At 70.4% G+C, this 23,403-nt stretch carries 21 protein-coding genes; 11 read left to right on the top strand and 10 right to left on the bottom strand.

Annotated features, from left to right (window positions below; genetic code table 11):
- Positions 1-73: 73 nt before the first annotated feature.
- Both VF106_RS05970 and VF106_RS05965 read right to left on the bottom strand, forming a co-directional pair.
- Positions 74-3,400 (bottom strand): glycosyltransferase, encoded by a 3,327-nt coding sequence (locus VF106_RS05970; RefSeq protein ID WP_330838549.1) that lies wholly within the window; start codon positions 3,398-3,400, stop codon positions 74-76.
- A 37-nt stretch (positions 3,401-3,437) separates the two neighbouring features.
- Positions 3,438-3,761, bottom strand: a complete 324-nt coding sequence (locus VF106_RS05965; protein WP_414638877.1) for a WhiB family transcriptional regulator — start codon at positions 3,759-3,761, stop codon at positions 3,438-3,440.
- Between the two features lie 249 nt (positions 3,762-4,010).
- Between VF106_RS05965 and VF106_RS05960 the strand changes: the two genes are divergently transcribed.
- From VF106_RS05960 to VF106_RS05945, 4 genes are read left to right on the top strand one after another with little or no spacing between them, the layout of a single operon-like run.
- Complete coding sequence (locus tag VF106_RS05960; protein ID WP_330838547.1) at positions 4,011-4,781, top strand: site-2 protease family protein; 771 nt, start codon at positions 4,011-4,013, stop codon at positions 4,779-4,781.
- Between the two features lie 15 nt (positions 4,782-4,796).
- Positions 4,797-5,762, top strand: coding sequence for a 2-phospho-L-lactate transferase (cofD, locus tag VF106_RS05955; protein ID WP_330838546.1), 966 nt, complete (start codon positions 4,797-4,799; stop codon positions 5,760-5,762).
- A complete protein-coding gene (locus VF106_RS05950; RefSeq protein WP_330838545.1) occupies positions 5,755-6,924 on the top strand; it encodes a coenzyme F420-0:L-glutamate ligase in 1,170 nt (389 codons plus the stop codon). Before cofD ends, VF106_RS05950 begins: the two co-directional genes overlap by 8 nt.
- Positions 6,921-7,454, top strand: coding sequence for an NUDIX hydrolase (locus tag VF106_RS05945; RefSeq protein ID WP_330838544.1), 534 nt, complete (start codon positions 6,921-6,923; stop codon positions 7,452-7,454). Before VF106_RS05950 ends, VF106_RS05945 begins: the two co-directional genes overlap by 4 nt.
- Positions 7,455-8,007: 553 nt before the next feature.
- On the opposite strand, the gene VF106_RS05940 is transcribed toward VF106_RS05945, so the two are convergent.
- Complete coding sequence (locus tag VF106_RS05940; protein WP_330838543.1) at positions 8,008-8,919, bottom strand: DNA-3-methyladenine glycosylase family protein; 912 nt, start codon at positions 8,917-8,919, stop codon at positions 8,008-8,010.
- A 68-nt stretch (positions 8,920-8,987) separates the two neighbouring features.
- Here VF106_RS05940 and VF106_RS05935 point away from each other — a divergent pair, with 68 nt between their 5' ends.
- Together VF106_RS05935 and VF106_RS05930 are read left to right on the top strand one after the other, a co-directional pair.
- Positions 8,988-9,452, top strand: coding sequence for an adenylyltransferase/cytidyltransferase family protein (locus VF106_RS05935; RefSeq protein WP_330838542.1), 465 nt, complete (start codon positions 8,988-8,990; stop codon positions 9,450-9,452).
- A gap of 132 nt (positions 9,453-9,584) precedes the next feature.
- Positions 9,585-10,085 (top strand): hypothetical protein, encoded by a 501-nt coding sequence (locus tag VF106_RS05930; protein ID WP_330838541.1) that lies wholly within the window; start codon positions 9,585-9,587, stop codon positions 10,083-10,085.
- Positions 10,086-10,160: 75 nt separating this feature from the next.
- Here VF106_RS05930 and VF106_RS05925 read toward each other — a convergent pair whose 3' ends face one another.
- The 3 genes from VF106_RS05925 to VF106_RS05915 all read right to left on the bottom strand — a co-directional run bounded on the left by VF106_RS05925 (position 10,161) and on the right by VF106_RS05915 (position 13,387).
- The gene (locus VF106_RS05925; RefSeq protein WP_330838540.1) at positions 10,161-11,027 is read right to left on the bottom strand and encodes a glycosyltransferase family 2 protein; all 867 of its coding nucleotides are present in this window, start codon (positions 11,025-11,027) and stop codon (positions 10,161-10,163) included.
- 12 nt (positions 11,028-11,039) lie between these two features.
- Complete coding sequence (locus VF106_RS05920; RefSeq protein ID WP_330838539.1) at positions 11,040-12,188, bottom strand: glycosyltransferase family 4 protein; 1,149 nt, start codon at positions 12,186-12,188, stop codon at positions 11,040-11,042.
- A 68-nt stretch (positions 12,189-12,256) separates the two neighbouring features.
- Positions 12,257-13,387, bottom strand: coding sequence for a glycosyltransferase family 4 protein (locus VF106_RS05915; RefSeq protein ID WP_330838538.1), 1,131 nt, complete (start codon positions 13,385-13,387; stop codon positions 12,257-12,259).
- A 24-nt stretch (positions 13,388-13,411) separates the two neighbouring features.
- On the opposite strand from VF106_RS05915, the gene VF106_RS05910 reads away from it, so the two are divergent.
- The 3 genes from VF106_RS05910 to VF106_RS05900 all read left to right on the top strand — a co-directional run bounded on the left by VF106_RS05910 (position 13,412) and on the right by VF106_RS05900 (position 18,103).
- Positions 13,412-14,458 carry a glycosyltransferase family 2 protein gene (locus VF106_RS05910; RefSeq protein ID WP_330838537.1) on the top strand — a complete coding sequence of 349 codons (1,047 nt, stop codon included), beginning with the start codon at positions 13,412-13,414 and terminating at the stop codon, positions 14,456-14,458.
- Positions 14,459-14,520: 62 nt separating this feature from the next.
- Positions 14,521-17,031 carry a glycosyltransferase gene (locus VF106_RS05905; protein ID WP_330838536.1) on the top strand — a complete coding sequence of 837 codons (2,511 nt, stop codon included), beginning with the start codon at positions 14,521-14,523 and terminating at the stop codon, positions 17,029-17,031.
- Positions 17,024-18,103, top strand: a complete 1,080-nt coding sequence (locus tag VF106_RS05900; RefSeq protein ID WP_330838535.1) for a glycosyltransferase family 4 protein — start codon at positions 17,024-17,026, stop codon at positions 18,101-18,103. Before VF106_RS05905 ends, VF106_RS05900 begins: the two co-directional genes overlap by 8 nt.
- On the opposite strand, the gene VF106_RS05895 is transcribed toward VF106_RS05900, so the two are convergent.
- Together VF106_RS05895 and VF106_RS05890 are read right to left on the bottom strand one after the other, a co-directional pair.
- A complete protein-coding gene (locus VF106_RS05895; protein ID WP_330838534.1) occupies positions 18,045-18,437 on the bottom strand; it encodes a DMT family transporter in 393 nt (130 codons plus the stop codon). The two genes, VF106_RS05900 and VF106_RS05895, sit on opposite strands and share 59 nt — an antisense overlap.
- On the bottom strand, positions 18,434-19,075 hold the full coding sequence (locus VF106_RS05890; protein WP_330838533.1) for an FMN-dependent NADH-azoreductase: 642 nt from the start codon (positions 19,073-19,075) through the stop codon (positions 18,434-18,436). Before VF106_RS05890 ends, VF106_RS05895 begins: the two co-directional genes overlap by 4 nt.
- Positions 19,076-19,128: 53 nt before the next feature.
- Here VF106_RS05890 and VF106_RS05885 point away from each other — a divergent pair, with 53 nt between their 5' ends.
- Positions 19,129-19,686: a TetR/AcrR family transcriptional regulator gene (locus VF106_RS05885; RefSeq protein ID WP_330838532.1), complete on the top strand. Its 558-nt coding sequence runs from the start codon at positions 19,129-19,131 to the stop codon at positions 19,684-19,686.
- Between the two features lie 88 nt (positions 19,687-19,774).
- On the opposite strand, the gene rfbD is transcribed toward VF106_RS05885, so the two are convergent.
- Both rfbD and rfbB read right to left on the bottom strand, forming a co-directional pair.
- The gene (gene rfbD / locus VF106_RS05880; protein WP_330838531.1) at positions 19,775-20,668 is read right to left on the bottom strand and encodes a dTDP-4-dehydrorhamnose reductase; all 894 of its coding nucleotides are present in this window, start codon (positions 20,666-20,668) and stop codon (positions 19,775-19,777) included.
- Positions 20,668-21,654 carry a dTDP-glucose 4,6-dehydratase gene (rfbB, locus tag VF106_RS05875; RefSeq protein WP_330838530.1) on the bottom strand — a complete coding sequence of 329 codons (987 nt, stop codon included), beginning with the start codon at positions 21,652-21,654 and terminating at the stop codon, positions 20,668-20,670. The genes rfbD and rfbB overlap by 1 nt, the downstream gene beginning before the upstream one ends.
- 173 nt (positions 21,655-21,827) lie before the next feature.
- Here rfbB and VF106_RS05870 point away from each other — a divergent pair, with 173 nt between their 5' ends.
- Complete coding sequence (locus VF106_RS05870; RefSeq protein WP_330838529.1) at positions 21,828-23,324, top strand: LCP family protein; 1,497 nt, start codon at positions 21,828-21,830, stop codon at positions 23,322-23,324.
- The last annotated feature ends 79 nt before the right edge of the window (positions 23,325-23,403 follow it).

Below are 23,403 nucleotides of genomic sequence, written 5' to 3'. Positions count from 1 at the left end.
GGACCGCTGAGTTCAACAAATCGGGCATGCTCGATTTGTTGAACTCAGGGGTCTCTGCTGTTGGACACGCGGGTCAGGAGCGTTGGACACGCGTGTCTCGGCTGGGGATGGCTGTCAGTGCTGTGAACAGGACCATCGCGGCTTGTATCAGCAGTAGGACGCTGCGTAGGGCTGTGGGCTGTTCCACGCGCACTTCCGCCGCTCGTTCGGGGAGGCTCACCGCTACCAGGTGGTTCCAGGCTCGGGTGATCGGGACCTGTCGGCCGTCGATCGTCGCGGTCCACCCGGGTTCCTCTTCCGCCGCCACCACCAGGAGGCGGCCCTCCGGGCCCTCCGAGACGCGGACCGCCACCAAGGGGGGCGCAGCGTCCACCGGGACGACGCCGGCCGTGCCCAGCTCCGTCGGTGGTTCGCCACCCGTTAATGCCCGGCGCGCCATCTCCGGGGACAGCAGCGTGACCTGTCCCGCCGCCGGCTGTAGGCGCAGGACCGGGCGGCCGTCGGACATCGCGGGGGCGTCCGCCACCAGGTTGCCGGCCGACTCGCGGATTTCGGCGGCCTCCTCGGCGGTCGGCACGACGACGAACAGCACGCCGGCTGTCGCGGCCTGCGCCACCCCGACCTTCGGGTCCAGGCGCAGCACCTCGGCGAGTCCTCGCACGCTCGCGCCGTCGTTCACCGGCGCCAGGTCGTCGTCGCCGAACACCGGCGCGCGACCGGCGGTCATCCTCGGCTCGTCGCCCATCACCAGCACCCAGCGGCCGGTCGCCGCCAGCTCACGGGTCAGCGTCGTGGCAAGCCGTGGCGCGTCGTCGGTCAGCGGCCCCGCCCCGCCCGCGACCAGCGCACCCACCGCGAGCCCGCCCACGCCGAGCACCCCGAGCACCGCGGCCGGCCGGACCCACGAGATCGACGGCCCACCCGTCCGGCACACCCCTAGCAGCGCGTGCAGCAGCCCCCATCCCACCAGCACGAGCCCTGGCCCCGTCCACCCGTACATCGGCAGCTCGCCGGTGATCGGCGTCGCCCCCATCATCCGCACCAGGGCGACCGCGCAGCCGCCCAGGATCGCCAGCGCCAGCCCGGGGAACGCCGTTCGCCTCGGCCGCACCGCGATGCCGACCAGCGGGAAGATCACGACCGCGAGCCCGACCACCGGCCAGGCACCCGGCCCACCGGGGTCGAGCGTGGCCAGCTCGAACAGCGACACGACCGGCGTCGGCAGATACGCGCCGAGCCCGTGGACCACCACGGCGGGGTGCTGGATCACCACCGCGGGCCACGGCAGCAGCAACGCGAGCGGCATCAGCACCACCACGAACAGCGCCGCCACCCGCCGCCCGCCCGTGCCCCGGTAGCCGGGCAGGACGACGAACCCGGCCAGCGCGTACGCCATCAGCAACAGGTGCACCAGCGGCGAGAACGCCCCGATCACCGCAAGCCCGATCGCGGACGACGCCGCCGTCGACAGCCACGCCGCCGAGGTGGTCCGCGACCGGCCGAGCAACGCGATCAGGCCCGTGGTCACCGGCGGCACGAGCAGGTGGGCGACCACCACGTCCAGCCTGCCCTGCGCGACGGCCGCGGTGGCCGACGGCAGCAACGCGTACGCCGCCGCGACGAGCGCACGCACCCAGCGATGCACGGGCAGCCGCCGCGTCGCCACGTACGCCAGCAACCCGGACAGGGGCATGCTGCCCAAAAGCACCAGGGCGACAGCCGCCTGTGTGCCTCCAAAAGGGGCCAGCACCGCCCCCAGCCCACCGATGATCGCCAGCGCGGCCGGCGCTGGCGCGGCCGTGCCACCGGCCACCGGGTGCCACGTCGCGAGGTAGGTCGACCACGTCGACGCCAGGTCGGGCACCGGAAGCAGCCGGCCGCCGGCGAGGTCGAGCCCGAGCCGGCCCGCGTTCACGTACAGCGCCACCGCCAGCAGCCCGGCGAACAGCAGGACCGGCGGCGCCAGCAACACCTGCCGCGCGAGCCGCGCCCGGTCCACCTCCACCACCATCAGCTCCGGCTCAGGCGCGCCGGAGCCGTCCCTCGGCACCGGTGACGGCCTGCGGCGCGGGCTGGGCCGCAGTCCGTGCGGCAGGACCGCGTCCGGCACGGTGACCGACACGGCGACAGCGGTCGCCGGCTGTCGCAGCCCGGCCGGTCGGCGCGGGCGGACCACGGCGCCGGCGGGTAGCGCGGCCGGCCCGACGGGCAGCCGGATCTCCTTGACCACCTGTCCGTCCGACGGCACCACGACCGCGTCGGGCAGCCGGCCGAGCGCCGCGTCCGCCTGCACCCGCCGCCGCACGAGATGCGCGACGGTCGCGCGAACCCCGTTACGCAGTCGGGTGAGCCGGGAGGTGAACAACCCGCGCACGCTGCGGACCGCAACGGTGGCGCGCCGCAGCGCCCGCCCTTCCAGCAGGGTGGCGCGCCCGGTCAGCACGTACGCCGCGGCCCCGAGCTCGGCCCGCGCCTCGACGAACCGGCGCTGCATCGCGAACCCGAGCGCGCGCACGACCGACAGCGACACCAGCCGGGGCACGCCGACCAGGAACGACAGCAGCGAACAGTTCACGAGGAACGCGCGCACGGCCTGTGCCCGCTCGACCGACGCCGTCGAGGCGCGTGGCGCGTCGACCGGGCGCACCCCGGTGGTCACCGCACGCGCGTGCCGCATCCGTGCCGCGGGCACGCACAACACCACGCTGCCGGCCCGGTTCGCGCGCCAGCCGAAGTCGATGTCCTCACGTAGCAACGTGATCGCGGGGTCGAACCCGCCGAGCTTCTCCCACAACTCGCGGCGCACGAGCATGCCGGCCGACGGCACCGCGAGCACCTCGGTGCTCTGCCGGTACTCCCGACCAAGCCGCCCCCAGTCCACTTCGGACGGTCCGAGCCCGGTCTGCCGGTGCCCGGTCGAGTCCGTGGACAGTCCCGCCTCGACCACGATGCGAGAGTCGGTCCAGTCCAGTGCGAGTGGGCCGAGCACACCAGCGGACGGCGACGCCTCGGCAACGCTCAGGAGCGTGGCAAGACACCGAGGGTCGGGCGCACAGTCGTCGTGCAGCACCCAGATCCAGCCGCCGGGGTCACCCCAGCGCTCGATGGCCGCCGACACCGCGTCCCGCACGGCAGCGGCGAACCCGGTGTCCCGTGACACGGTGAGCACACCGTCGAGCACGCGGTCCTCACCACGCGCCGCCTCGCTCAGCAGGCGTGGTGTCTCGTCGATCGAACCCGTGTCGACGGCGAGCACATGCCGTGGCCGAGGAGTGGACCGCCGAAGCGCCGACAGCGCCTCCGGCAGCCACTCCTCACCGTCATGACAGACGAGCACCGCGAGTACAGGTGCGGTGCGCAGCACGGGCGCGGCGGCCCCCCGAGAGCCGTAGCGAGGCATTCGCACAAGATGCCACGAACGGCTTCTGTTTCGTGTGTCAGCCCGCGCGTTTCTTCAGCTTGCGCCGCTCCCGCTCGGACAGCCCGCCCCAGATGCCGAAGCGTTCGTCGTGCCCGAGCGCGTACTCGAGGCACTCCGCGCGGACCTCACAGCCCTGGCAGATCCGCTTGGCTTCCCGAGTGGACCCACCCTTCTCCGGGAAGAACGCCTCCGGATCGGTCTGCGCGCACAGGGCGCGCTCCTGCCACTCCTGCTCCTCGGCGTCGTCGAGCAGGTCGGCAAGCACGTCGAACTCCCCGTTCGGGCGCTCCCCCCAGTCCACGACGCCATCACTCCCACTGATCAGTTCGTTCAGTTCGATTCCCTGCATGCCCGTCCGCCTCCTCGCCTTTCGCGCTCCCCGGGTTGGCGGACACCACCCACCACTACTCCACTCGTGGCGAATGACATCGATGTGATTACACCCGTGTAGTCGCGGCGCGTCAAGCGAAGCACCCAGCTGGGTGATGCCCTATGGGGCAGAACGAAATACCTCGACAACCTGTCGCAATATCAGGAAAATGGCGGACCCGCACGACGAGCTCACGCCTTACGTTGACACACTGTTGAGGTGCAGAGATCAGCGGTCCGTCCCTCGCCCGTGTTCCTCGCCATCCTCGCCATCACCATCGGTGGCGGGATCCTCATCGTCTTCGGCGATCCGTCCCCGTTCGGGGAACCCGATGTGGCGGTCAAAGCCGGAACGTTCCTGATGGTGCTCGGCGGCTGGGGTGTCTCCCTGTGCCTGCACGAGTTCGGGCACGCGTTCGTCGCCTTCAAGGGCGGCGACCGCGAGGTCTACTTCAAGGGCTACCTGACACTGGATCCCCGCAAGTACACCGATCCGGTCTTCAGCCTCGTGCTGCCGTTGCTGATCCTCGCGGTCGGCGGGATCCCGCTGCCGGGCGGCGCGGTGTTCATCAACCACCACTCGTTGCGCAGCAAGCGGATCGAGTCGATGGTGTCGCTCGCGGGGCCGTTCTTCAACCTGGTGCTCGGCGTGCTGCTGATGATCGCCGTGTCCGTGTTCCAGCCCACGTGGTGGCTCGCGGCCGCGCTGTCTTACCTCGCGCTGTTGCAGATTTTCGCTTTCGTGTTGAACATCCTGCCGATCCCGGGCCTGGACGGCTGGGGCGCGATCGAGCCGTGGCTTTCGCCACAGGCACAGCGGTTCGGCGCGAAGGCCCGCCCGTGGGCGCCGCTGATCCTCTTCGCGTGCATCATCGCCCTGGAACCCGTCGGGGACGCGTTCTTCGCCCTCGCGGACGGGGTCTACAACCTCATCGGCGGCAACAGCACCCTCTCCGCGCTCGGCCAGTACGCGTTCATGTTCTGGCGCTGAGGCACGATGGACGCTGTGAAGGTTGTGGTTCTGGTCGGTGGTGTCGGTGGGGCACGGTTCCTGCAGGGGGTGAAGCACGCGCTCGGGCCGGGGCACGAGATCACGGCGATCGTGAACACCGGTGACGACGTGTGGCTGCACGGCCTGCGGATCTGCCCGGACCTGGACACCTGCATGTACACGCTCGGCGGCGGCATCGACACCGAACGCGGGTGGGGCCGCACCGGCGAGACATGGACGGTGAAGGACGAGCTGGCCGCCTACGACGCGGGCTCGGAGTGGTTCGGGCTGGGCGACAAGGACATCGCCACGCACCTGATCCGGTCCCGGATGCTGCGTGCCGGCTACCCGTTGTCGCAGGTCACCGAGGCCCTGTGCGCGCGCTGGCAGCCGGGGGTGCGGCTGCTGCCGATGAGCGACGACCGGGTCGAGACCCACGTGGTGATCGACGACCCGGAGACGGGCGAGCGCGCCGCTGTGCACTTCCAGGAATGGTGGATCAGGCACCGGGCGGCGCTGCCGGCGCACTCGATCGTGCCGGTCGGCGCGGAGGAGGCGAAGCCGGCGCCGGGTGTGGTGGACGCCATCGCCTCGGCGGACGTGATCTTGCTCGCGCCGTCGAACCCGGTGGTGAGCGTCGGCACGATCCTGTCCGTGCCCGGCCTGCGGACCGCACTGGTGAAGGCGGAGGCGAAGATCGTCGGGATCTCCCCGATCGTGAACGACAAGCCGGTGCGCGGCATGGCCGACGCGTGCCTGGCGGCGATCGGCGTCGAGACCACGGCCGAGGCCGTTGGGCGGCACTACGGTGCCCGCACGTCCGCCGACGGCCTGCTGGACGGCTGGCTCGTGCACACGGGCGACCCGGCCACCGTGCCGGACGTCGAGGTGCGCGCGGTGCCGCTGCTGATGTCCGATGTGGACGCCACGGCCGCGATGGTCCGCGAGGCGTTCTCCGTCGCCGGGGTGCGAGTTGACTGATCACGCGGCCGAGGGCCGGATCGAGATCCTGCCCGTCGAAGGACTGCCCGAGTTCCGTCCCGGCGGTGACCTGTCCGGGGCGATCGCGACCGCGGCACGGTGGCTGCGGTCCGGCGACATCGTGGTGGTGACCAGCAAGATCGTGTCCAAAGTAGAGGGACGGCTGGTGAAGGTGCCCGCCGACCCGGAGGAGCGCGACCGGATCCGGCGGCGGCTGGTGTTCGACGAGTCGGTCCGCATCCTCGCCCGCAAGGAGCGAACGCTGATCACCGAGAACAATCTCGGCATCGTGCAGGCGGCCTCGGGCGTCGACGCGTCGAACGTCGCCGGCGACGAGCTGGCGCTGCTGCCGGCGGACCCGGACGCGTCGGCCCGCGCGTTGCGGTGGGGTCTGCGGGACCGGCTAGGCGTCGAGGTGGCGGTCGTGATCACCGACACGATGGGCCGGGCGTGGCGGGTCGGCCAGACCGACGTGGCGATCGGCTCGTCGGGCATGCAGGTGCTGCACGGCTACCGCGGCCAGGTGGACCGGTACGGCAACGAGCTGGCGGTGACGGAGATCGCGGTGGCTGACGAGGTCGCCGCGGCCGCGGACCTGGTGAAGGGCAAGCTGGGCGCGATGCCGGTGGCGGTTGTCCGCGGCCTGACCATCGGAGGGCCGGAGGCGACCGCACGCGAGCTGGTGCGCCCGGTCGAGGAGGACCTGTTCCGCCTGGGCACCGAAGAGGCCATCGCCCAGGGCCGGCGCGAGGCCGTGCGTCTGCGGCGCCCGGTCCGGTCGTTCACCGACGAACCGGTGGCCGAGGAGTCGTTGCGCCGGGCAGTGGCCGCGACCGACCTTGGGTGTGCGCACCTCGCCGACCGGGCCCGACGCAAGCGCTTGCTGGACGAGCTGCGGGACGACGTGCTGTACCAGGCCCCGGAGATCCTGCTGACGTTCACGGTCAGGCCGGTGGCGCCCGTCGAGGCCGGCGGCGCGATGCGGGACCTGCAGGTGGCGTTGGCGGCGGAGGGCCTTGGCTCGTACTGGGTGCCGGCGGCGTTGGCCGTACCGGACCTGCCGGCGGACTGGGAGCCGCTCGGCGTGGTGGCGGTGGGCCACCCCGCGGACGGCCCACTGACCCCACGCCCCGAGAACGACGGAGGATTCCTGACGCTGTGAGCCTGCACGCGGACACGATCGAGACGCTGGCGGACTGGCAACCGTCGACCATGGGGCAGCGTTCGCTGCGGGAGGCGTTCCTGGGCTTCCTGGCGGCGAGACCGGACGCGTGCGCGCGTTCGTGCGAACCCGGCCACATCACGGCGTCGGCGCTGGTGCTGTCGTCGTCGGGTACCGAGGTGCTGCTGACACTGCACCCCCGGGTCGGCGCGTGGCTACAACTGGGCGGCCACTGCGAGCCGACGGACACCACACTGGCAGGCGCGGCCCTCCGCGAGGCGACGGAGGAGTCGGGCATCGACGGTCTGACCATCGCACCGGTACCCGTGCACGTGGACGTCCACCCGATCACATGCTCCCTCGGCAAACCGACACGCCACTTCGACGTCCGTTTCGTGGTCCACGCACCACCCGGCGCGTCCCCAGTCCGCAGCGACGAGTCACTCGACCTGCGCTGGTGGCCGGTGAACGCCCTCCCGGAGGACCCAACCGGCTGGACCGGCCTGTCGGAGATGCTGGCAGCGGTCTGAGACCCGTCACCCGACGCACGGCGTTGACGCACAAGCACAGGGCGCGGTGCGGTGCGTACGGGGACCGTCGCCGTGTCACGAAAGACGCGATCGGGACGTTCAATGACCCGAGCGCGTCGTTCGGGGCAGCGCCGGGCGCGGCCCGCATGTCCCGAAGGTGCCCTTCGGGACGTTCAGCGCCCTCAAGGGCAGCTTCAGGACACCCACGCACCGTTCGTCCCGAACGCGGCGTTCGCGGCGCTGAAGGCAAGGAGTTTGGGCGAAGCAGCAGGCCAAGCGCTTTGCCCGCCGCCTGGCCGCAGAACCGCCAATCCACCGCACTCGACAGATCCGAGCCCAGCACCCAAAAGCTCTTCGCCGAACGGCTCATCCCTTGAGCACGCCGTTCGCTCAACGCAAGCGCGACTTTGCCGCGACGCCACCTAGTACTAATCCAACCCCCACCCGATCCCGGGGGCGTCCCGCCGTGCCAGTCTACCGGTACGGGGTGACGGTCACCGCGATGTCGATCTTGCCTGTGGACAACTCGGTGGGCTGTGGATGGATTGTGTTGTCACAGGTCACGGTAGTCGCGGGCCGCGTAGCGGGGGCCGTAGCGGGGTTTGCCGGGGCCGCCGGCCTCGATGTAGCGGACCACGCGGTGGCGTTGGGGGGCGTAGGGGGCGAGGACCTCGAGCATGCCCTGGTCGTCGATCTTGCGGCCCAGTAGCGCGTAGCCGACGAGTGCGGGGATGTGGTAGTCGCCGACGCTGACCGCGTCCGGGTCGCCCCATGCGCGTTGTGCGATCTCCGCCGCGGTCCAGAAGCCGATGCCTGGCACCTTGCGCAGCAGGTCACGACCTGGGCGGCCCTTCAGTTCCACGGCCTTCTCCAGTCGGTGCGCGATCTGCGCGGCGGCGACGATGGCCTTGCGGCGTGTCAGGTCGACACCTGCCTTGTGCCATTCCCAGTCTCGGATGCCCAGCACGGCTCTTGGCGTCGGCGGGGCGTACATGCCGTCGGGCGTGGGGCCGGGTGCGCGGGTGCCGAAGCGGCGGCACAGCTCACGCCATGAGCGGTGCGCCTCGTAGCCCGTGACCTTCTGTTCCAGCACCGAGGCGACGAGGTGGTCCCACACGCGCCCGGTCGCGCCCAGCCGGAGGGTCGGCATGCGGCGGCGTAGGTCGGCGATGATGTCGTGGTGGGCCTCGAAGCCGGAGTCGTCGTCCTGTGCGCCGAGGAGGTTCGGGAGGCCGTCGAGCATCGGCTGTGCGCCGTCGCCCCAGGCGTTGGCTCGGACCTCGCCGTTCGCGACGTGCAGGGCCAGTGTGCCGACCCCGGCGTCGGTGTTGGCGACGAGCCAGGTCAGGCCGGTTTCCGTGGTCTGGAAGGTGGGGTCGGAGAAGCCGCGGCGCAACGGCGCGAGCAACGAACGCAGGTCCAGTGCGAACCCCGGTTGCCAGCCGCGCTCGAGAGATGCCCGCACGGGTGATGACGCTACCCGGTTATGCTGCTTGACTCGTCAGCACCAACCGGCCCTCCGGAGGACACCGCATGACCACCCCCCAACGACCGGCCAAGGCCTCGATCGTGAGCGGGTACTTCAACCCGCTGCACCACGGTCACCTGGACCTGTTCGAGGCGGCGGCCGAGCGGTCCGGCTACCTGATCGTGATCGTCAACAACGATGTCCAGCAGACCCTGAAAAAGGGCCGGGTCATCCAGGTGCAGGACGTCCGGGCGAGGATCGTCCGCGCCCTGCGGGTGGTCGACGACGTGTACGTCGCGGTGGAGCAGGGTCCGGGCATCGACGGCACGTTCGACCTGATCAGGGCGAACTACCCGGACACGGTCCTGGAGTTCTGCAACGGCGGCGACCGCAGCCCCGACGCCGACAACCTGCCGACCGAGGAGCTGGCGGCCGCCAACCGGAACGACATCTCGATCCACTACGGAATCGGCGGCACGGACAAGGCGGACTCGAGCACTCGCATCCAGGCCGAGCTGGAGACCCAGTAAGTCCAGCCGATCACAGGACAGTTTGATCTTTCCTGCGTGTGATGTGATTTCCCGGTTCTTCGCTGACGTGGCGGGCAGAAAGGAATACCCTAGAGCCCACACATCGACGACGCGACAGGGAGAGGTCGACGCATGGACCCCCGTGAGCGGGCCGACGCCATCCTGGCGCGGGCCCGTGCGCGAGGCGCCTTCGTGGTAACCCCGGAGAGCGCCGTATCGCCGATGGACGCGGCGAACACGCTGCAGATCCCACGCGCGGTGGTAGCCGCGGCGGACGAGCGGGACTCGGAGACAACGATGGTTGTGCCCGCTGTCTCCGCAGGACCTACCGCCCAGGCTCCACCGGCCGCCCCCGCAGGACAGGCACCGCCAGGACCCCGTCCTCCGGTGCCCGCCGGACCGCCCAAACAGGAGGAACTGCCCGCAATCGCCCAGGAGGCGTTGACGGACGTGGTTCCTTCGCCGCATCCCGGGCCCCGCTCCCGGCAGCGGCGGTTGGAGCAGCACCAGAACATGCTGGCGGCGCAGGCGGCGGCACGAGCCGCGGCCGAGCCCCAGGAAGTCGACGGTTTGGTGCCCACGGTGAAGCAGCCGCCGCCCACGGGGTCGCTTTCCCAGCGTCTCGATGGTTGACGGCTTTTCCCGGTGTGCCGGGGCGCGGTATTAGCCCGTATTACTGCGGACTTCTGCTGACCGTGACCCCGGCTTTCATGGCTTCTTTCGGGTTTCCGCCTTCAGGCGCAGCGCAAGACCAGCCTTGATGCCAGCGCGTACCGGAGCCCACTTCAGTCCCTGGTGGCGGTCCGAGATGTACCGGTAGGCACTCTCGTGGTGCACGGCCAGCATCCTGTCGGACGAACGAGCCGTCGAGTGCCCCTGGATGTGCACGACCTCCGCGGCGGGCACGTACACGTTCTGCCATCCGGCCTTGGTCAGCCGGTCGCCAAGGTCGACGTCCTCGAAGTACATGAAGTACCTCGGGTCGAAGCCGTCCACGGAGTCGAACGCCGCGCGCCGCATCACCAGGCACGAGCCCGACAGCCAGCCGGCCTCGCGTTCCTCCACCGACGTCTCCGACTGCTTGTACGCCTTCGTCCACGGGTTGTCCCGCCACACCCGGCCGACGACCGCGTGGCCGATCCCCTTGCCCAGGGACGGGGTCAGCCGCGCCGACGGGTACACGTCGCCCGACGGTTCCCTGATCAGCGGGCCGAAGGAGCCACCCCGTGGCCAGCGCGTGCCGGCCTCGAGCATCGTGTCGAGCGAGCCGGGAGCCCACTCCAGATCCGGGTTGGCCACCACGATCCAGCCGTACTCGGGGCCCAGCTCGGCGACGCCCCGGTTGGCCGCGGTGCCGTAGCCCAGGTTGCCGCCGGTCCGCAGCAGGGTCACGTTCGGGCGTTCGGCCGCCTTCTCCGGTGCGCCGTCCACCGACCCGTTGTCCGCGAGCACGACGCGGTATGGCCTGGTGGTGGCCTTCTCCAGCGTGTCAAGGCAGCGTTCCAGTGTCTCGCCCGGCGAGTAGGTCACGATGACGACTGCCAGTTCCTGGCCGTATTCGGAGGACACGCTCACGCATTCTGCCCGTCAACGCCGCCGGCGGTGCGCCCGGTATGCCTTGTCGTATGACAGGCGGTGTGCCTCGGCGCTCGTCAGCCACGAGAACTCCTTGGCGCGCCGCTGTGCCGCGGTCGCCAGACTGGACCGCAGAGCCGGGTCGTCCATCAGTTCTGCCAGCGCCGCGGCGATGTCACCGGCGCCGACGCCGCAGTACGCCACCGCATCGCCGCCCACCTCCGGCAGGGCGAGCCTGCGGGTGGTGAGCACGCACGCGCCGCACGCCATGGCTTCCAGCACCGGCAGGCCGAAGCCCTCGCCCAGCGACGGGTACGCCACCAGCATCGCCCCGCCGAGGAAGCCGGCCAGGTTGTCGAACGGGAGATATCCGGCGCGGATGACCCGCAGGCGGTGCGGCACGTCGTCGAGTGCGCGCTCCACCTGGCGGTCCCAGCCGGGCTGGCCGGCCAACACCAGTGCCGGCGGGTTGGCGCGACCACGGCAGGCCGCCGCGAAACCCCTGATCAGCGCCGGCACGTTCTTGCGTGGCTCCAGGGCACCGAGGAACGCGACGTACGGGGTGTCCGGGCCAAGGCCGACCATCCGGCGTGCCGCCGACACCTCCTCGTGCGTCGGCACGTGGAAGCGGTCGTTGTCCACGCCGTGTTGGATGATCTCCAGGCGGGCCGGGTCGGCGCCCGCCACCCGGGTCAGCTCGGTGGCCGTCGCGGCGGACGGCACCACGCACAACGACGCGCGGACGAGCGCTGCCTTGGTCCACGCGCGGAAGAAGCGCGCCTTGATCGAGTGGTGCAGGGACGCGTCGGTGAAGAAGGTCGCGTCGTGCAGCGTCACCACCGAGGCCGCCGGGTTCGCCAGCGGGGTCGTGTAGTGCGGTGAGTGCAGCACGTCGATGCCGAGGCGACGGACCAGCCTCGGCAGCGTGGTCTGCTCCCAGGTCAACCGTGCGGTGCGGGTCGCGTTCGAGTCCGAGGTCGGCACGATCCGCGAGCTCGGCGCCAGGCGGCCGTAAAGGTCCACGTCACGGGGTTGGCACACGACGGTGGCGCGGGCGCCGTCGGAGTCCAGCGCATACACGAGTGAATCCACGTATCGCCCGACGCCGCCACGGTCCGCGGGCACGGCGGTAGCGTCGATCAGTACGCGGGGATCCTCCACGAGTAGCAGACTACGACTTCCCTACATGGCGCAATCACGACTGGGTGAAAAACCCACCGACCTGTTGTTCAACGCGCGTTGGCCCGGTCGAAAAACCGCACGTGCAGCCGCCAGAGCTCGGTCGCCGCGTGCTCCCACGTGAACGCCGCGGCCCGCAGCTGACCCTGTGCGACGCGCTCGGCCGTCGCCACCGTCTCGCTCACGACGTTCCGCAACGCGTTGGCGAGAGCGTCCGCGTCGCCCCGCGGCACGATCAGTCCCGTGCCGCCGGCCACCTCGACGAGCGCCGGCACGTCCGTGTGCACGACCGGCGTGCCGACGGCCATGGCCTCCAGCACCGGCAACCCGAACCCCTCGGCCCGGCTCGGCACCGCGAGCACGGAGGCGCGGCGCAGCACCGCGGACAGGTCCTCGTCGTCGATGCGGCCGAGCACGTGCAGGCGTTTGGCCGGGAAGTTGTACTCGGCGGCCAGCTCGAACAGGTCGACCTGCCCCCATCCGCGCGGGCCGACCACCACGAGCGGCAGCTCCGGAGCGTGCTGTTGGGCCATGGCCTGCACCAGGAGGTCGAGGCCCTTGCGCGGTTCGAGTGTGCCGACCGCGAGCACGTAGGTCTCCGGCAGGCGCAACCGGCCGGCCCGCAGCGCGGCCTCGTTGGGGTCCATGGGTTTGCAGAACACCTCGGGCACGCCGTGCGGGACGACCGCGACGGTCGCCGGGCCGGACGCGTACCTGGCGAGTTCCTCGGCGACGGCGGCGGTCGGCACGACGATCGCGTTGGCCCGCTCGGCGGCGCGCCGGATCGCGGACTGGTGCCAGGACGCGCCGCGCCGGGTCAGGGTTTCCGGATGCGTGAACGGCACCGTGTCGTGCACGGTCACCACGAGGCTGCGGCCGCGCTTGCGCGCCGGCGGGGCCAGCGGGGTCGGCGCGTGCACGGCGTCGCCGCCGGGCCAGAAGTGCACGCCGCGCTCCCAGAGCGCGGTGAGCCCGCGGCGGGGCAGGGGCAGCGCGCGGGGGCCCGCGACGTTCGGCACCACCGCGGGCCGCAGGTCGCGGTGGGTGGCGGTCACCCCGGCGACGGTCCAGCCGGGCGGCGCGTACGCGACCATCGCGGCGAGCAGCTCGCGCGTGTAGCGCCCGGTCCCACCCGGGACGGGCGCGAGGAGCTGCTCGGTGAGCACGACGAGCTCAGGCACGGCCTCAGGGTACGGTTTCGCACCGTGACCGGCCCGTTGACACGCAGCACGATCGTGGTCGTCACCTGGAGGGGTAAAGGGCACGTCAGCGCGTGTCTCGACGCGGTCGCCGCACAGACCCGCCCGCACCGGCTGCTGGTCGTCGACAACGCCTCCGACGACGGCACCGCCGAGGTACTCGCACGGCACCCGTCGGCGCCGCCGGTCCTGCGGCTGCCGGCCAACGCCGGATACGCGGGCGCACTCGCCGCGGTCACGGTCGACACCGAGTTCACAGCCTGGCTGAACGACGACGCCGAGCCGGCGCCGGACTGGCTGGCACGGCTGGAGGACGCCCTCGACCAGCGAAAAGACGCGGCCGCGGCCACCTCACGCATGATCGGCACGGACGGCGCGGTGATCTCCGTCGGCGTCGGCCTCACCGCCGACGGCCACGGCGTGGACCTGGTCTCGCCAGACCTACCGCCGTTCGGTTTCTGCGGCGGCGCGGCCCTCCTGCGGACGGCGGCACTGCGGGAGGCGGGCGGCGTCCCGGCCCGCTTCTTCTGTTACTACGAGGACACTGACACCGCGTGGCGCCTCCGACTGGCAGGCCACACGATCGTGTCGGTGCCCGACGCGGTCGTCACGCACCGGCACGGCGCCAGCTCGCGCCCCGGTTCGCGGCAGTTCCACCTGTGGAACGAACGGAACCGACTGGCCATGCTGATCCGCTGCGCCCCAGCCACGGTCGCGACCCGAGAGGCAGCGAGGTTCGCGGCGATCACAGCGTTGCTGCCACTGCGCAGAACGCTGGGACGCCTCCGACCGGCAGGCGACAGCGAAGCGACGCAGTCTGTGGACAACCCAATGCTGGCCGGCCAAAAACGTCGGTGGTCGCGGGTAACGTGGAACCGGGGGCCGGAGGCCGTCCCCTGGAACTTCCGGGTTGGGCTTCGGCTGCGCGTGTTGTGTGAGGTGCTCGTCACGCTGCGTTCGCTCCTGCGAGAGCGGAGAACCGTCACCCGGCTCGCCAACGTCCCCCGTTCGGTGGTGTGGCGTCGAGCAAGATCAGTGAACTCGTCCAGTTGACCGCCTGTCACGTGGTGTGATGGTGCAGTCTTTGAGCAACCGCCCGACCCTGAGGAGCACGCGTGCCCGATCCGGCACTTCTGCCTGTCGTCTCGGTCATCGTGGTGAACTACCGCGGCGCCGATGACACGATCGCCTGCCTGCGCGCGCTGCGTGACGGGCTGGACTACCCGGCCGAGCGGCTGCAGGTGGTCTGCGTGGACAACGCGTCGGGCGACGGCAGCGCGGAGCGGATCAGAGAGGTACCGGACACGACCCTCGTCGAGGCGCCCGCCAACCTGGGCTTCGCCGGCGGATGCAACCTGGGGGCGCAGCACGCGACCGGCACCGTGCTCGCGTTCCTCAACAACGACGCCCGGCCGCACCGCGACTGGGTCGCCTCCGCCGTCGACGTCCTCAAACAGGACCCGACCGTCGCGGCCGTCGCCAGCAAGGTCCTCGACTGGGACGGTCAGCGGATCGACTTCGTGGACGCCGGCCTCACCTGGTTCGGCATGGGCTACAAGCGGCACGCCGGCGAAGTTGACGACGGCGGCCATGACCAGGCCAAGGACGTCCTCTTCGCGACCGGGTCGGCGATGTTCGTCCGCGCCGAGGTGTACCGGCGGCTCGGCGGGTTCGACGAGCGGTTCTTCATGTTCTATGAGGACGTCGACTTCGGCTGGCGGCTGAACCTGCGGGGCTGGCGCGTGCGGTACGAGCCGCGTTCGCTCACCTACCACCGCCACCACGCCTCTATCTCCAAAGTGGACACACAGGACAACGCACGCGAGCTGTTCCTGTTGGAGCGCAACGCGTTGGCCGCCCTGTACAAGAACGTCTCCGACACCACGCTCGCCAAGGCGCTGCCCGCGGCACTCGCGCTGGCGATCCGCAGAGCCACCGCACGCGGCGACGTCGACCCCACCCAGCTGGAGATCGGCAAGCCGGACACCGGGTCCACAGTGGAGATTCCACGCACGACACTAGCCGGTGTCCTCGCCATCGACCAGTTCGTCGAGCTACTGCCATCGCTCGCGGCCTCGCGACAGGCCGAGCAGCAGGCGCGTGTGCGCTCCGACGCGGACCTGATCCCGTTGATGCGCCGCGCGATGGAGCCCGCGTTCCCGTTGCCGAGGTATCTGGCCGCACACGATGTGCTGGTCGACGTGTTCGGCCTGGAAGAGGCGTTCGGCGCGCGGCGGAAGGTCCTCGTGCTCACCGGTGACGCACTGACCGAGCGGATGGCCGGGCCCGCGATCCGCGCGTGGAACATGGCCGACGTCCTCGCCGCCGAGCACGAGGTCCGACTGGTCACCGTGAACCCACTGTGCTCACCGCCGGAGGCGCCGTTCGCCGTGGCACGCGCCAGGCACCGTGAGCTGTCGCCGCACGTGGCGTGGGCGGATGTGGTGATCCTGCAAGGACATGCGCTGGAGTTGGTGCCGGAGCTGAAGAAGGCGTCCTCCACCAAGATCGTGGTCTGCGACATGTACGACCCGATGCACCTCGAACTCCTCGAGCAGGGCAGGGAAGACACCGACGAACAGCGCGAGCTGGACCTGATCGGCGTCACGAAGGTGCTGAACACGCAGCTGGAACGCGGTGACTTCTTCCTCTGCGCGTCCGAGCGGCAGCGCCACTTCTGGCTCGGGCACCTGACCGCGCTCGGCCGGCTCACACCTTCCCTGTACGACAGCGACCCCACGGTCAAGTCGCTGCTCGCGGTCGCGCCGTTCGGCCTGCCGGGCAAGCCACCGCAGAAAACCGCGTCACCGATACGCGGCCGGCTCGTCGCCGACACGGACAAGGTGATCATCTGGGCCGGTGGCGTGTACAGCTGGTTCGACCCGCTGACGCTGGTCCACGCGGTGGATCGCCTGTCCCGCAAGCATTCCGACGCGCGCCTGCTGTTCCTCGGCATGAAGCACCCGAACCCCGAGGTGCCCGAGATGGACATCGGCGCGCAGACCCGCGCGTTGTCCGAGCGGCTCGGGCTGACGAATCAGCACGTGTTCTTCAACGAGACGTGGGTGCCGTACGCGGAGCGGCAGAACTGGCTGCTCGATGCCGACTGCGGGGTGACCACGCACTACGAGCACGTCGAGACCACGTTCGCGTTCCGCACCCGCGTGCTGGACTACCTGTGGACCGGGCTGCCGATCGTCACCACGGACGGCGACTCGTTCGCGGATCTGGTCAGGGCAGAGGGCCTCGGCGTGGTCGTGCCCCCGGAGGACCCGGACGCGCTGGCCGACGCACTAGCGAAAGTGTTGTACGACACCGAGTTCGCCACGGCGGCACAGGAGCGGATCGCGGTCGTGCGGGAGCGGTTCACCTGGGAGACCGCGCTCGCGCCGCTGGTGTCGTTCTGCCGCAACCCGTCCCTGGCCGCGGACCGGCTGCCGGGCAGGGCGCCGCTCGTGCGGAACCCACCTCTTGGCATCGGCGGCACGATCCGCCGCGACATCGACCTCGTGAAGTCCTACATGGACGCTGGAGGTCCGGCTGAGCTGACCAGACGCGCCGCGGGAAGAATGCGCAGACTCGCGGCGGAGCGCTGGCAGGCGAGGAAAGGCCAGCAGGATGGCTAGTCGTACACGAGTGCTGCTGGACGGCACGCCATTGCTCGGAGCTCGCACCGGAATCGGCCGGTACACGTCGGCACTGGCCGAGGAACTGGCCTCGATGCCCGATGTGGACCCACGAGCGGTGGCGTTCACGCTGCGGGGCTGGCGAAAGCTTCGCCGGGTGTTGCCGCACGGCACGCGGTCGCGCGGCATGCCGGTGTCGGCGCGGCTGCTGCGGCAGTGTTGGCTGCGTGCGCCGTTCCCACCCATCGAGCTGTTCGCCGGTTTCACGGATGTCGTGCACGGCACCAACTTCGTGCTCCCACCCGCGATCCGGGCGGCTGGCGTGCTCACCATCCACGATCTGGCGTTCCTCGACTCGCCAAGCGACCTGCCGCCGTCGGACGAGCAGCTACCCGAACTGGTGGCCCGCTCGGCCGAGCGGGCGGACATGGTGTGCACGCCGACACAGGCCGTGGCGGACGTGGTGATCGACCGGCTGGGCCAGCCGGCGGAGAAGATCATGGTGACGCCGCTGGGCATCGACCTGGCCTGGTTCACCGCCCGGCCACCCAGTGACACGTTGCGGCGGCGGATCGGGCTGCCGAAGGAGTACCTGCTGTTCGTCGGCGCGGCCGGCCCGAGGAAGGCGCTGGACTGGCTGCTGAAGGCGCACGCGAACACCCCGGACCTGCCGCCACTGGTGCTGGCGGGCCCCGGCCACACGGCCGTTGACGACACGGTGCGCCCGATCGGCTATCTGTCCGATGTGGACCTGCGGGGTGTGATGGCCGGCGCGTCCGCGTTGGTGCTCCCGTCCCGCGACGAGGGTTTCGGGCTGCCGGTGCTCGAGGCACTGGCCTGTGACGTGCCGGTGGTCTGCTCGGACCTGCCCGCACTGCGCGAGGTCGCGGGCGGCCACGCCACGCTGGTGCCGTTCGGGGACGTGGAAGCCATGGGCACCGCCCTGACCGACGCCGTGGCCGCGACGTCGGACGCCCCGACGCTCGCCGCGCGCCGCACGTACGCGGCGGGCTTCACCTGGCGGCGCACGGCCGAGCTGACCGTCGAGGCATACCGCCGCGCGATGGCCTAGCTATTGCCGTGACCGCTAGGCGGTCGCCCTCGCCAGCCAGTGCCACGCCGCCGACGATGAGCGCGAGGGCCGCGATCCGGCCGAACGTCAGCGGATCCCGGTAGATGACCACACCCAACGCGATCGCCCCCGCCGCGCCGATGCCAGTGAACACCGCGTACGCCGTGCCGACCGGTAGTGAGTTCATGGCGAGCGAGAGCAGGTAGACGGCCGCCACGCACAGCACGAAGCACACCAGGGTCGGCAGCGGCCGGGTGAAGTTCTCCGTCGGTTTGATGCTCTGCGCCCACGCGACCTCCACCAGCCCGGCGAGCACCAGCACGAGCCAGCTCACCGCACGACCTCCTCGATCCGAGTCAGTGCCGCCGCGAGCGACGACTCGTGCGCGTCGCGGCGGTCCGCGAGCCGAGGGTCGACCAGCGCGTTCGTCAGCTCGACGTGCACGAACACCACGTCCTCGACGTCGAAGTGGCCGGCCAGGAAGTCACGCAGGTAGCGCTCCTCGTGGTCGAACGGCGCCCGAGGGCTGCCCGGCCTGTAGGTCCCGCCCCTGGCGCCGGCGATCACGAACCGCCTGCCACGCAACGACATCCGCGGGAACGTGACCTGGTCCAGCCACGCCTTGAGCGTCGCGGGAACCGAGAAGTTGTACATCGGGGTGCCGATCAACACGGTGTCGGCGGCGACCAGCTCGGTCAGCAGCGGTTCGACGACCGCCCACGCCGCCTGCTGGGCCGGCGTCGCGACCACCGAGGGGTACTGGCCGGGGTCGGTGATACCGGCCGACAACACGGCGTCGCAGATCTCGGTCCACGCCTCGGTGAGGTGCGGCACGGGGTGGGCGGCGAGGTCGCGGTACCGGTACGTACCACCCGGATGCGCGGCTTTCCACTGGTCAGCGAAATGTGCGGACAGCGTCCGGGAGAAGGAGCGCCGACGGACACTGGCGTCGAGTTGCAGCAAACTGGACATCATGTCCGCTTACAACTGGGCGCGATGTCCGCTTATTCCCTAGGCTGTGCGGCATGAGAGCGGACGCTGCCCGGAACCAGGAGAAGGTGCTGGCCGCGGCCGAGCAGCTGTTCGCGACGCGGGGCGCGAACGACGTGACGATGGACGACATCGCCAAGGCCGCCGGGGTCGGACGGGGCACGCTGTACCGGCGGTTCCCCGACCGCGCGTCGATCGCCGTGGCGTTGCTGGACTCGCACGAGCAGGAGCTGCAGGCGCGGTTGCTGGGCGGCCCGCCGCCGCTCGGGCCGGGCGCGCCGCCGGCCGAGCGGCTGACCGCCTTCTACGACGCGATGCTGGTGCTGCTGGACAAGCACGTGCACCTGGTGCTGGGCACCGAGGTCGGCGCGTCGCGCTTCGCGACCGGTGCGTACGGGTTCTGGCGGGCCCACGTGCGCTCCCTACTGTCCGATGTGGATGATCCGGATGCCATCGTGGACGTGCTGCTGGCCCCGCTGGCGCCGGACGTGTTCCAGCACCAGCGATCCCTTGGCATAAGCCTCGATCGTCAGCGTTCCGCCCTTTCCCAGCTCGCGACCGGAGTACTCTCCTGGCGCGGTGGACACCCATGAGGCGAAACGGATCCAGACAGGTGCTGTACTACATGGATCCCCGGCTGACCCGTGCCTGCGAACAGGGACGAGGCATCTTCCTATACGGCTAGGCCCGGAAGTGCTCGCCGTGTTCGGCGAAGGCCGCGGCCAGTGCTTCACGCCAGGGGCGCATCGGCGGTAGGCCTTCCTTGCGCCACGCGCTGTCCGACAGTACCGAGTAGGCCGGACGCGGTGCGGGGCGCGGGAACTCCTCGGTCGTGCACGGCTTCACGCGTTCCGGGTCAAGGCCGAGTTCGGCGAAGACGGCCTGTGCGAAGCGGAACCACGTGGTCTCGCCGCCCCCCGCGCAGTGCAGGACGCGCGACGTCGGCGCGGAGCCGGACGCGATCCGTGAAGCCAGTGCCAGCAAACCGTTCGCGAGGTCACCCGTCCATGTCGGACAGCCGCGTTGATCGTCCACAACGGACACCGTGTCGCGGGTGGCGGCCAGCCGGGCCATGGTCTTCACGAAGTTGCCGCCGTACGCGCCGTACACCCAGGCGGTACGGACCACCCAGGCTCGCGCGCCCGAGCCGAGCACGGCGTCCTCGCCGGCCGCTTTCGTTGTGCCGTAAGCGGTTCGCGGCCGCACCGGGTCGTCCGTCTCGTATGGACGGTCGCCGTCGCCGGCGAACACGTAGTCCGTGGACACGTGGACCAGCGGCACGTTCGACGCCGCGCACGCCGCCGCCAGGAGGCGGGGGCCGTCCGCGTTCACCGCGTAGGCGCGGGTGGTGTCGGTTTCCGCCTGGTCGACGGCGTTGTAGGCGGAGGCGTTGATGACGACGGGCGCCAGGCCGTCCCCCGCGGCGGACTCCGCCAGCGACTTCACGGCCTCGATCACCGCGCCGGCGTTCGTCACGTCGAGCTCCGCCGAGCCGGGCGCGCGGACGACAGACGCGCGGGCGGCCAGCTCCCGTCCGAGCTGGCCGTTCCCGCCGGGCACCAGGAGTGACAGCATCAGCGCAGCTTCGCGCGGTCCTTGAGCGGCTCCCACCACGCACGGTTCGCGCGGTACCACTCGATCGTGCCGGCCAGGCCCTCGTCGAACGACATCAGCGGCCGGTAGCCGAGCTCGTTCGTGATCTTCGTGATGTCCACCGAGTAGCGGCGGTCGTGGGCCTTGCGGTCCTCGACGGGCTCGACCATCTCGTCGCCGACGCCGAACGCCTTGAGCAGGAGTTCGGTGAGCTCCAGGTTGGTCAGCTCGGTGCCACCACCGATGTTGTAGATCTCGCCGGGCCGGCCGGACTCGGCGACCAGCTGGATCCCCCAGCAGTGGTCGTCCACGTGCAGCCAGTCACGTACGTTCAACCCGTCGCCGTACAGCGGGACCTTCCTGCCGTCCATCAGGTTCGTGACGAACAGCGGGATGACCTTCTCCGGGAACTGGTACGGCCCGTAGTTGTTGGAGCACCGGGTGATGCACACCGGCAGGCCGTGCGTCCGGTAGAACGACCTGGCCAGAAGGTCAGACGACGCCTTGGACGCCGAGTACGGTGAGTTCGGCTCAAGCGGGTGGGTCTCCGGCCACGAGCCGGACTCGATCGAGCCGTACACCTCGTCGGTCGAGACGTGCACGAACTTCGAAACACCCGCGTCGACCGCGGCCTGCAGCAGCGTCTGCGTGCCGAGCACGTTCGTGACCACGAAGTCGGCCGCGCCGAGGATCGAACGGTCCACATGCGACTCGGCGGCGAAGTGCACGACCAGGTCGACACCGGCCATGACCTGCGAAACCACGGCGGGGTCGCAGATGTCGCCGCGCACGAACCGCAACCGCGGGTCGTCCTTGACGGGTGCGAGGTTGGCTTCGTTGCCGGCGTAGGTCAGCTTGTCGAGCACCACGATCTCGGCGTCGGCGAGTGACGCGTACGCCCCGCCAAGTGCCTTGCGGACGTAATGCGATCCAATGAACCCGGCACCGCCGGTGACAAGCACGCGCATAAAGCTCCCATTTCTCACCGCGGGTAAACCCCGGACGGCCGCTGTTGCGTCCTTATTGATAGCAACACCCCGGGCCTCAGGGTGACCTAGGTATCCTACTGGCAGGGATTCTCCGGGGGTGGGGAGGAGCGTACGTGGGACAACGTGCGCGTGGTTGGCGCAGGGCAGGAGCGGTGACGAGCAGATCACTCGTCGCACTGCTGTCTGCCGCTGTGCTGGGCACGATGGGTTACGGCTGGTGGGCGTTCGGTGATGTCGACGAGAAGACCGTCACCACCGACGTGATCGCCAAGGACGTCAAGGACCAGCGCATTCCCCTGGACGGCGCCGTCGACATGCTGTTGGTGGGCGTCGACAGCCGCACGGACGCCTACGGCAACCCGCTGCCCAAGGACGTGCTCGCCATGCTGAACGCGGGCAAGAACGACGGCGAGCGCAACACCGACACGATGATCCTCGTCCACATCCCCGTGGACGGCACGCGGGCGATCGCGATCTCCTTCCCGCGCGACTCGTGGGTGGAGATCGCGGGCGGCTACGGCAAGCACCGGCTCAACTCCGCGTTCGCCTACGCCTACAACAACGCACGCGAGGAGTTGGCGAACACCGCGCCGGACGAGAAGACCCTCGACGAGCAGGCGAAGGTCGCCGGCCGCAAGAACCTGATCGAGACGGTCCAGAACCTGGTCGGCGGTTCGGTCACCATCGACCGCTACGCCGAGGTGAACCTGCTCTCGTTCTACGACGTCACCAACGCCATCGGCGGCGTCGAGGTGTGCCTGAACGCGGCGACGCAGGACAAGCTGTCCGGCGCCAACTTCCCCGCCGGACCGCAGGTCGTGTCCGGCGCGCAGGCGCTCGCGTTCGTGCGGCAGCGACACGGGCTGCCCAACGGCGACCTCGACCGGATCGTGCGACAGCAGGTGTTCCTCGGCGCGCTGGCCAACAAGGTGCTGTCGGCGGACATGCTCACCAGCCCGTCGAAGGTGCGTGAGCTGATCAGTGCCGTGCAGCGGTCGGTGGTCCTGTCCGACGGCTGGCAGCTGTCGACGTTCGCGTCGCAGATGTCCGGCCTGAACGCGGGCGGCATCGACTTCTACACGATCCCCACGCTCGGCAACGCGAGGATCGGCGGCGCCGACGTGTTGCGGATCGACCCGGCCGCGGTGGCCGATTTCGTGACCTCACTGACCAAGGACGACCTGCCGGCCAGCCCGTCCGACTCCGCGGCTCCCGGCACGAGCGCCACCTCGGCGCCGACGACGGAAGCGGACCGCCCGGCCCTTGGCACCATCACCGTCAACGTGTTCAACGGCTCCAACACCAGCCGGCTCGCCTCGCAGGTGCGGGACTCGTTGGTGGAGAAGGGTTTCCTGGGCGGTGACATCGGGGACGAGCAGGTGCGGTCGTCGTCGGTGATCCAGTACGCGGCCGGGGAACGCAGCATCGCCGAGTACCTGGGCGGCGAACTGGGTGGGCAGTTCACCTACGAGGAGAACAACTCGCTCGAGGCCAACCACCTCACGGTCGTGCTGGGCACGAACTACGAGCCTGCGTCCTCGGCGACCAACGGGTTGCGGGCTCAGCCGAGCACGCCGTCCGTCCCGCCGTCGTCGGAGACCAAGCCCGCGCCACAAGTCAATGCCAGCGGGTTGAACTGTGTGAACTAACGGACTTCGGCCAAGCGGGTTGAAGAGGGCTGATCCGAGCGGCTTTGTCGGGGCGACAAGCTAGCCTGGACAAGGGGAC

It is taken from the genome of Actinophytocola sp. (assembly GCF_036378875.1).
Taxonomy (GTDB): domain Bacteria; phylum Actinomycetota; class Actinomycetes; order Mycobacteriales; family Pseudonocardiaceae; genus Actinophytocola.
This window is presented reverse-complemented; position numbering and strand designations above follow the sequence as displayed.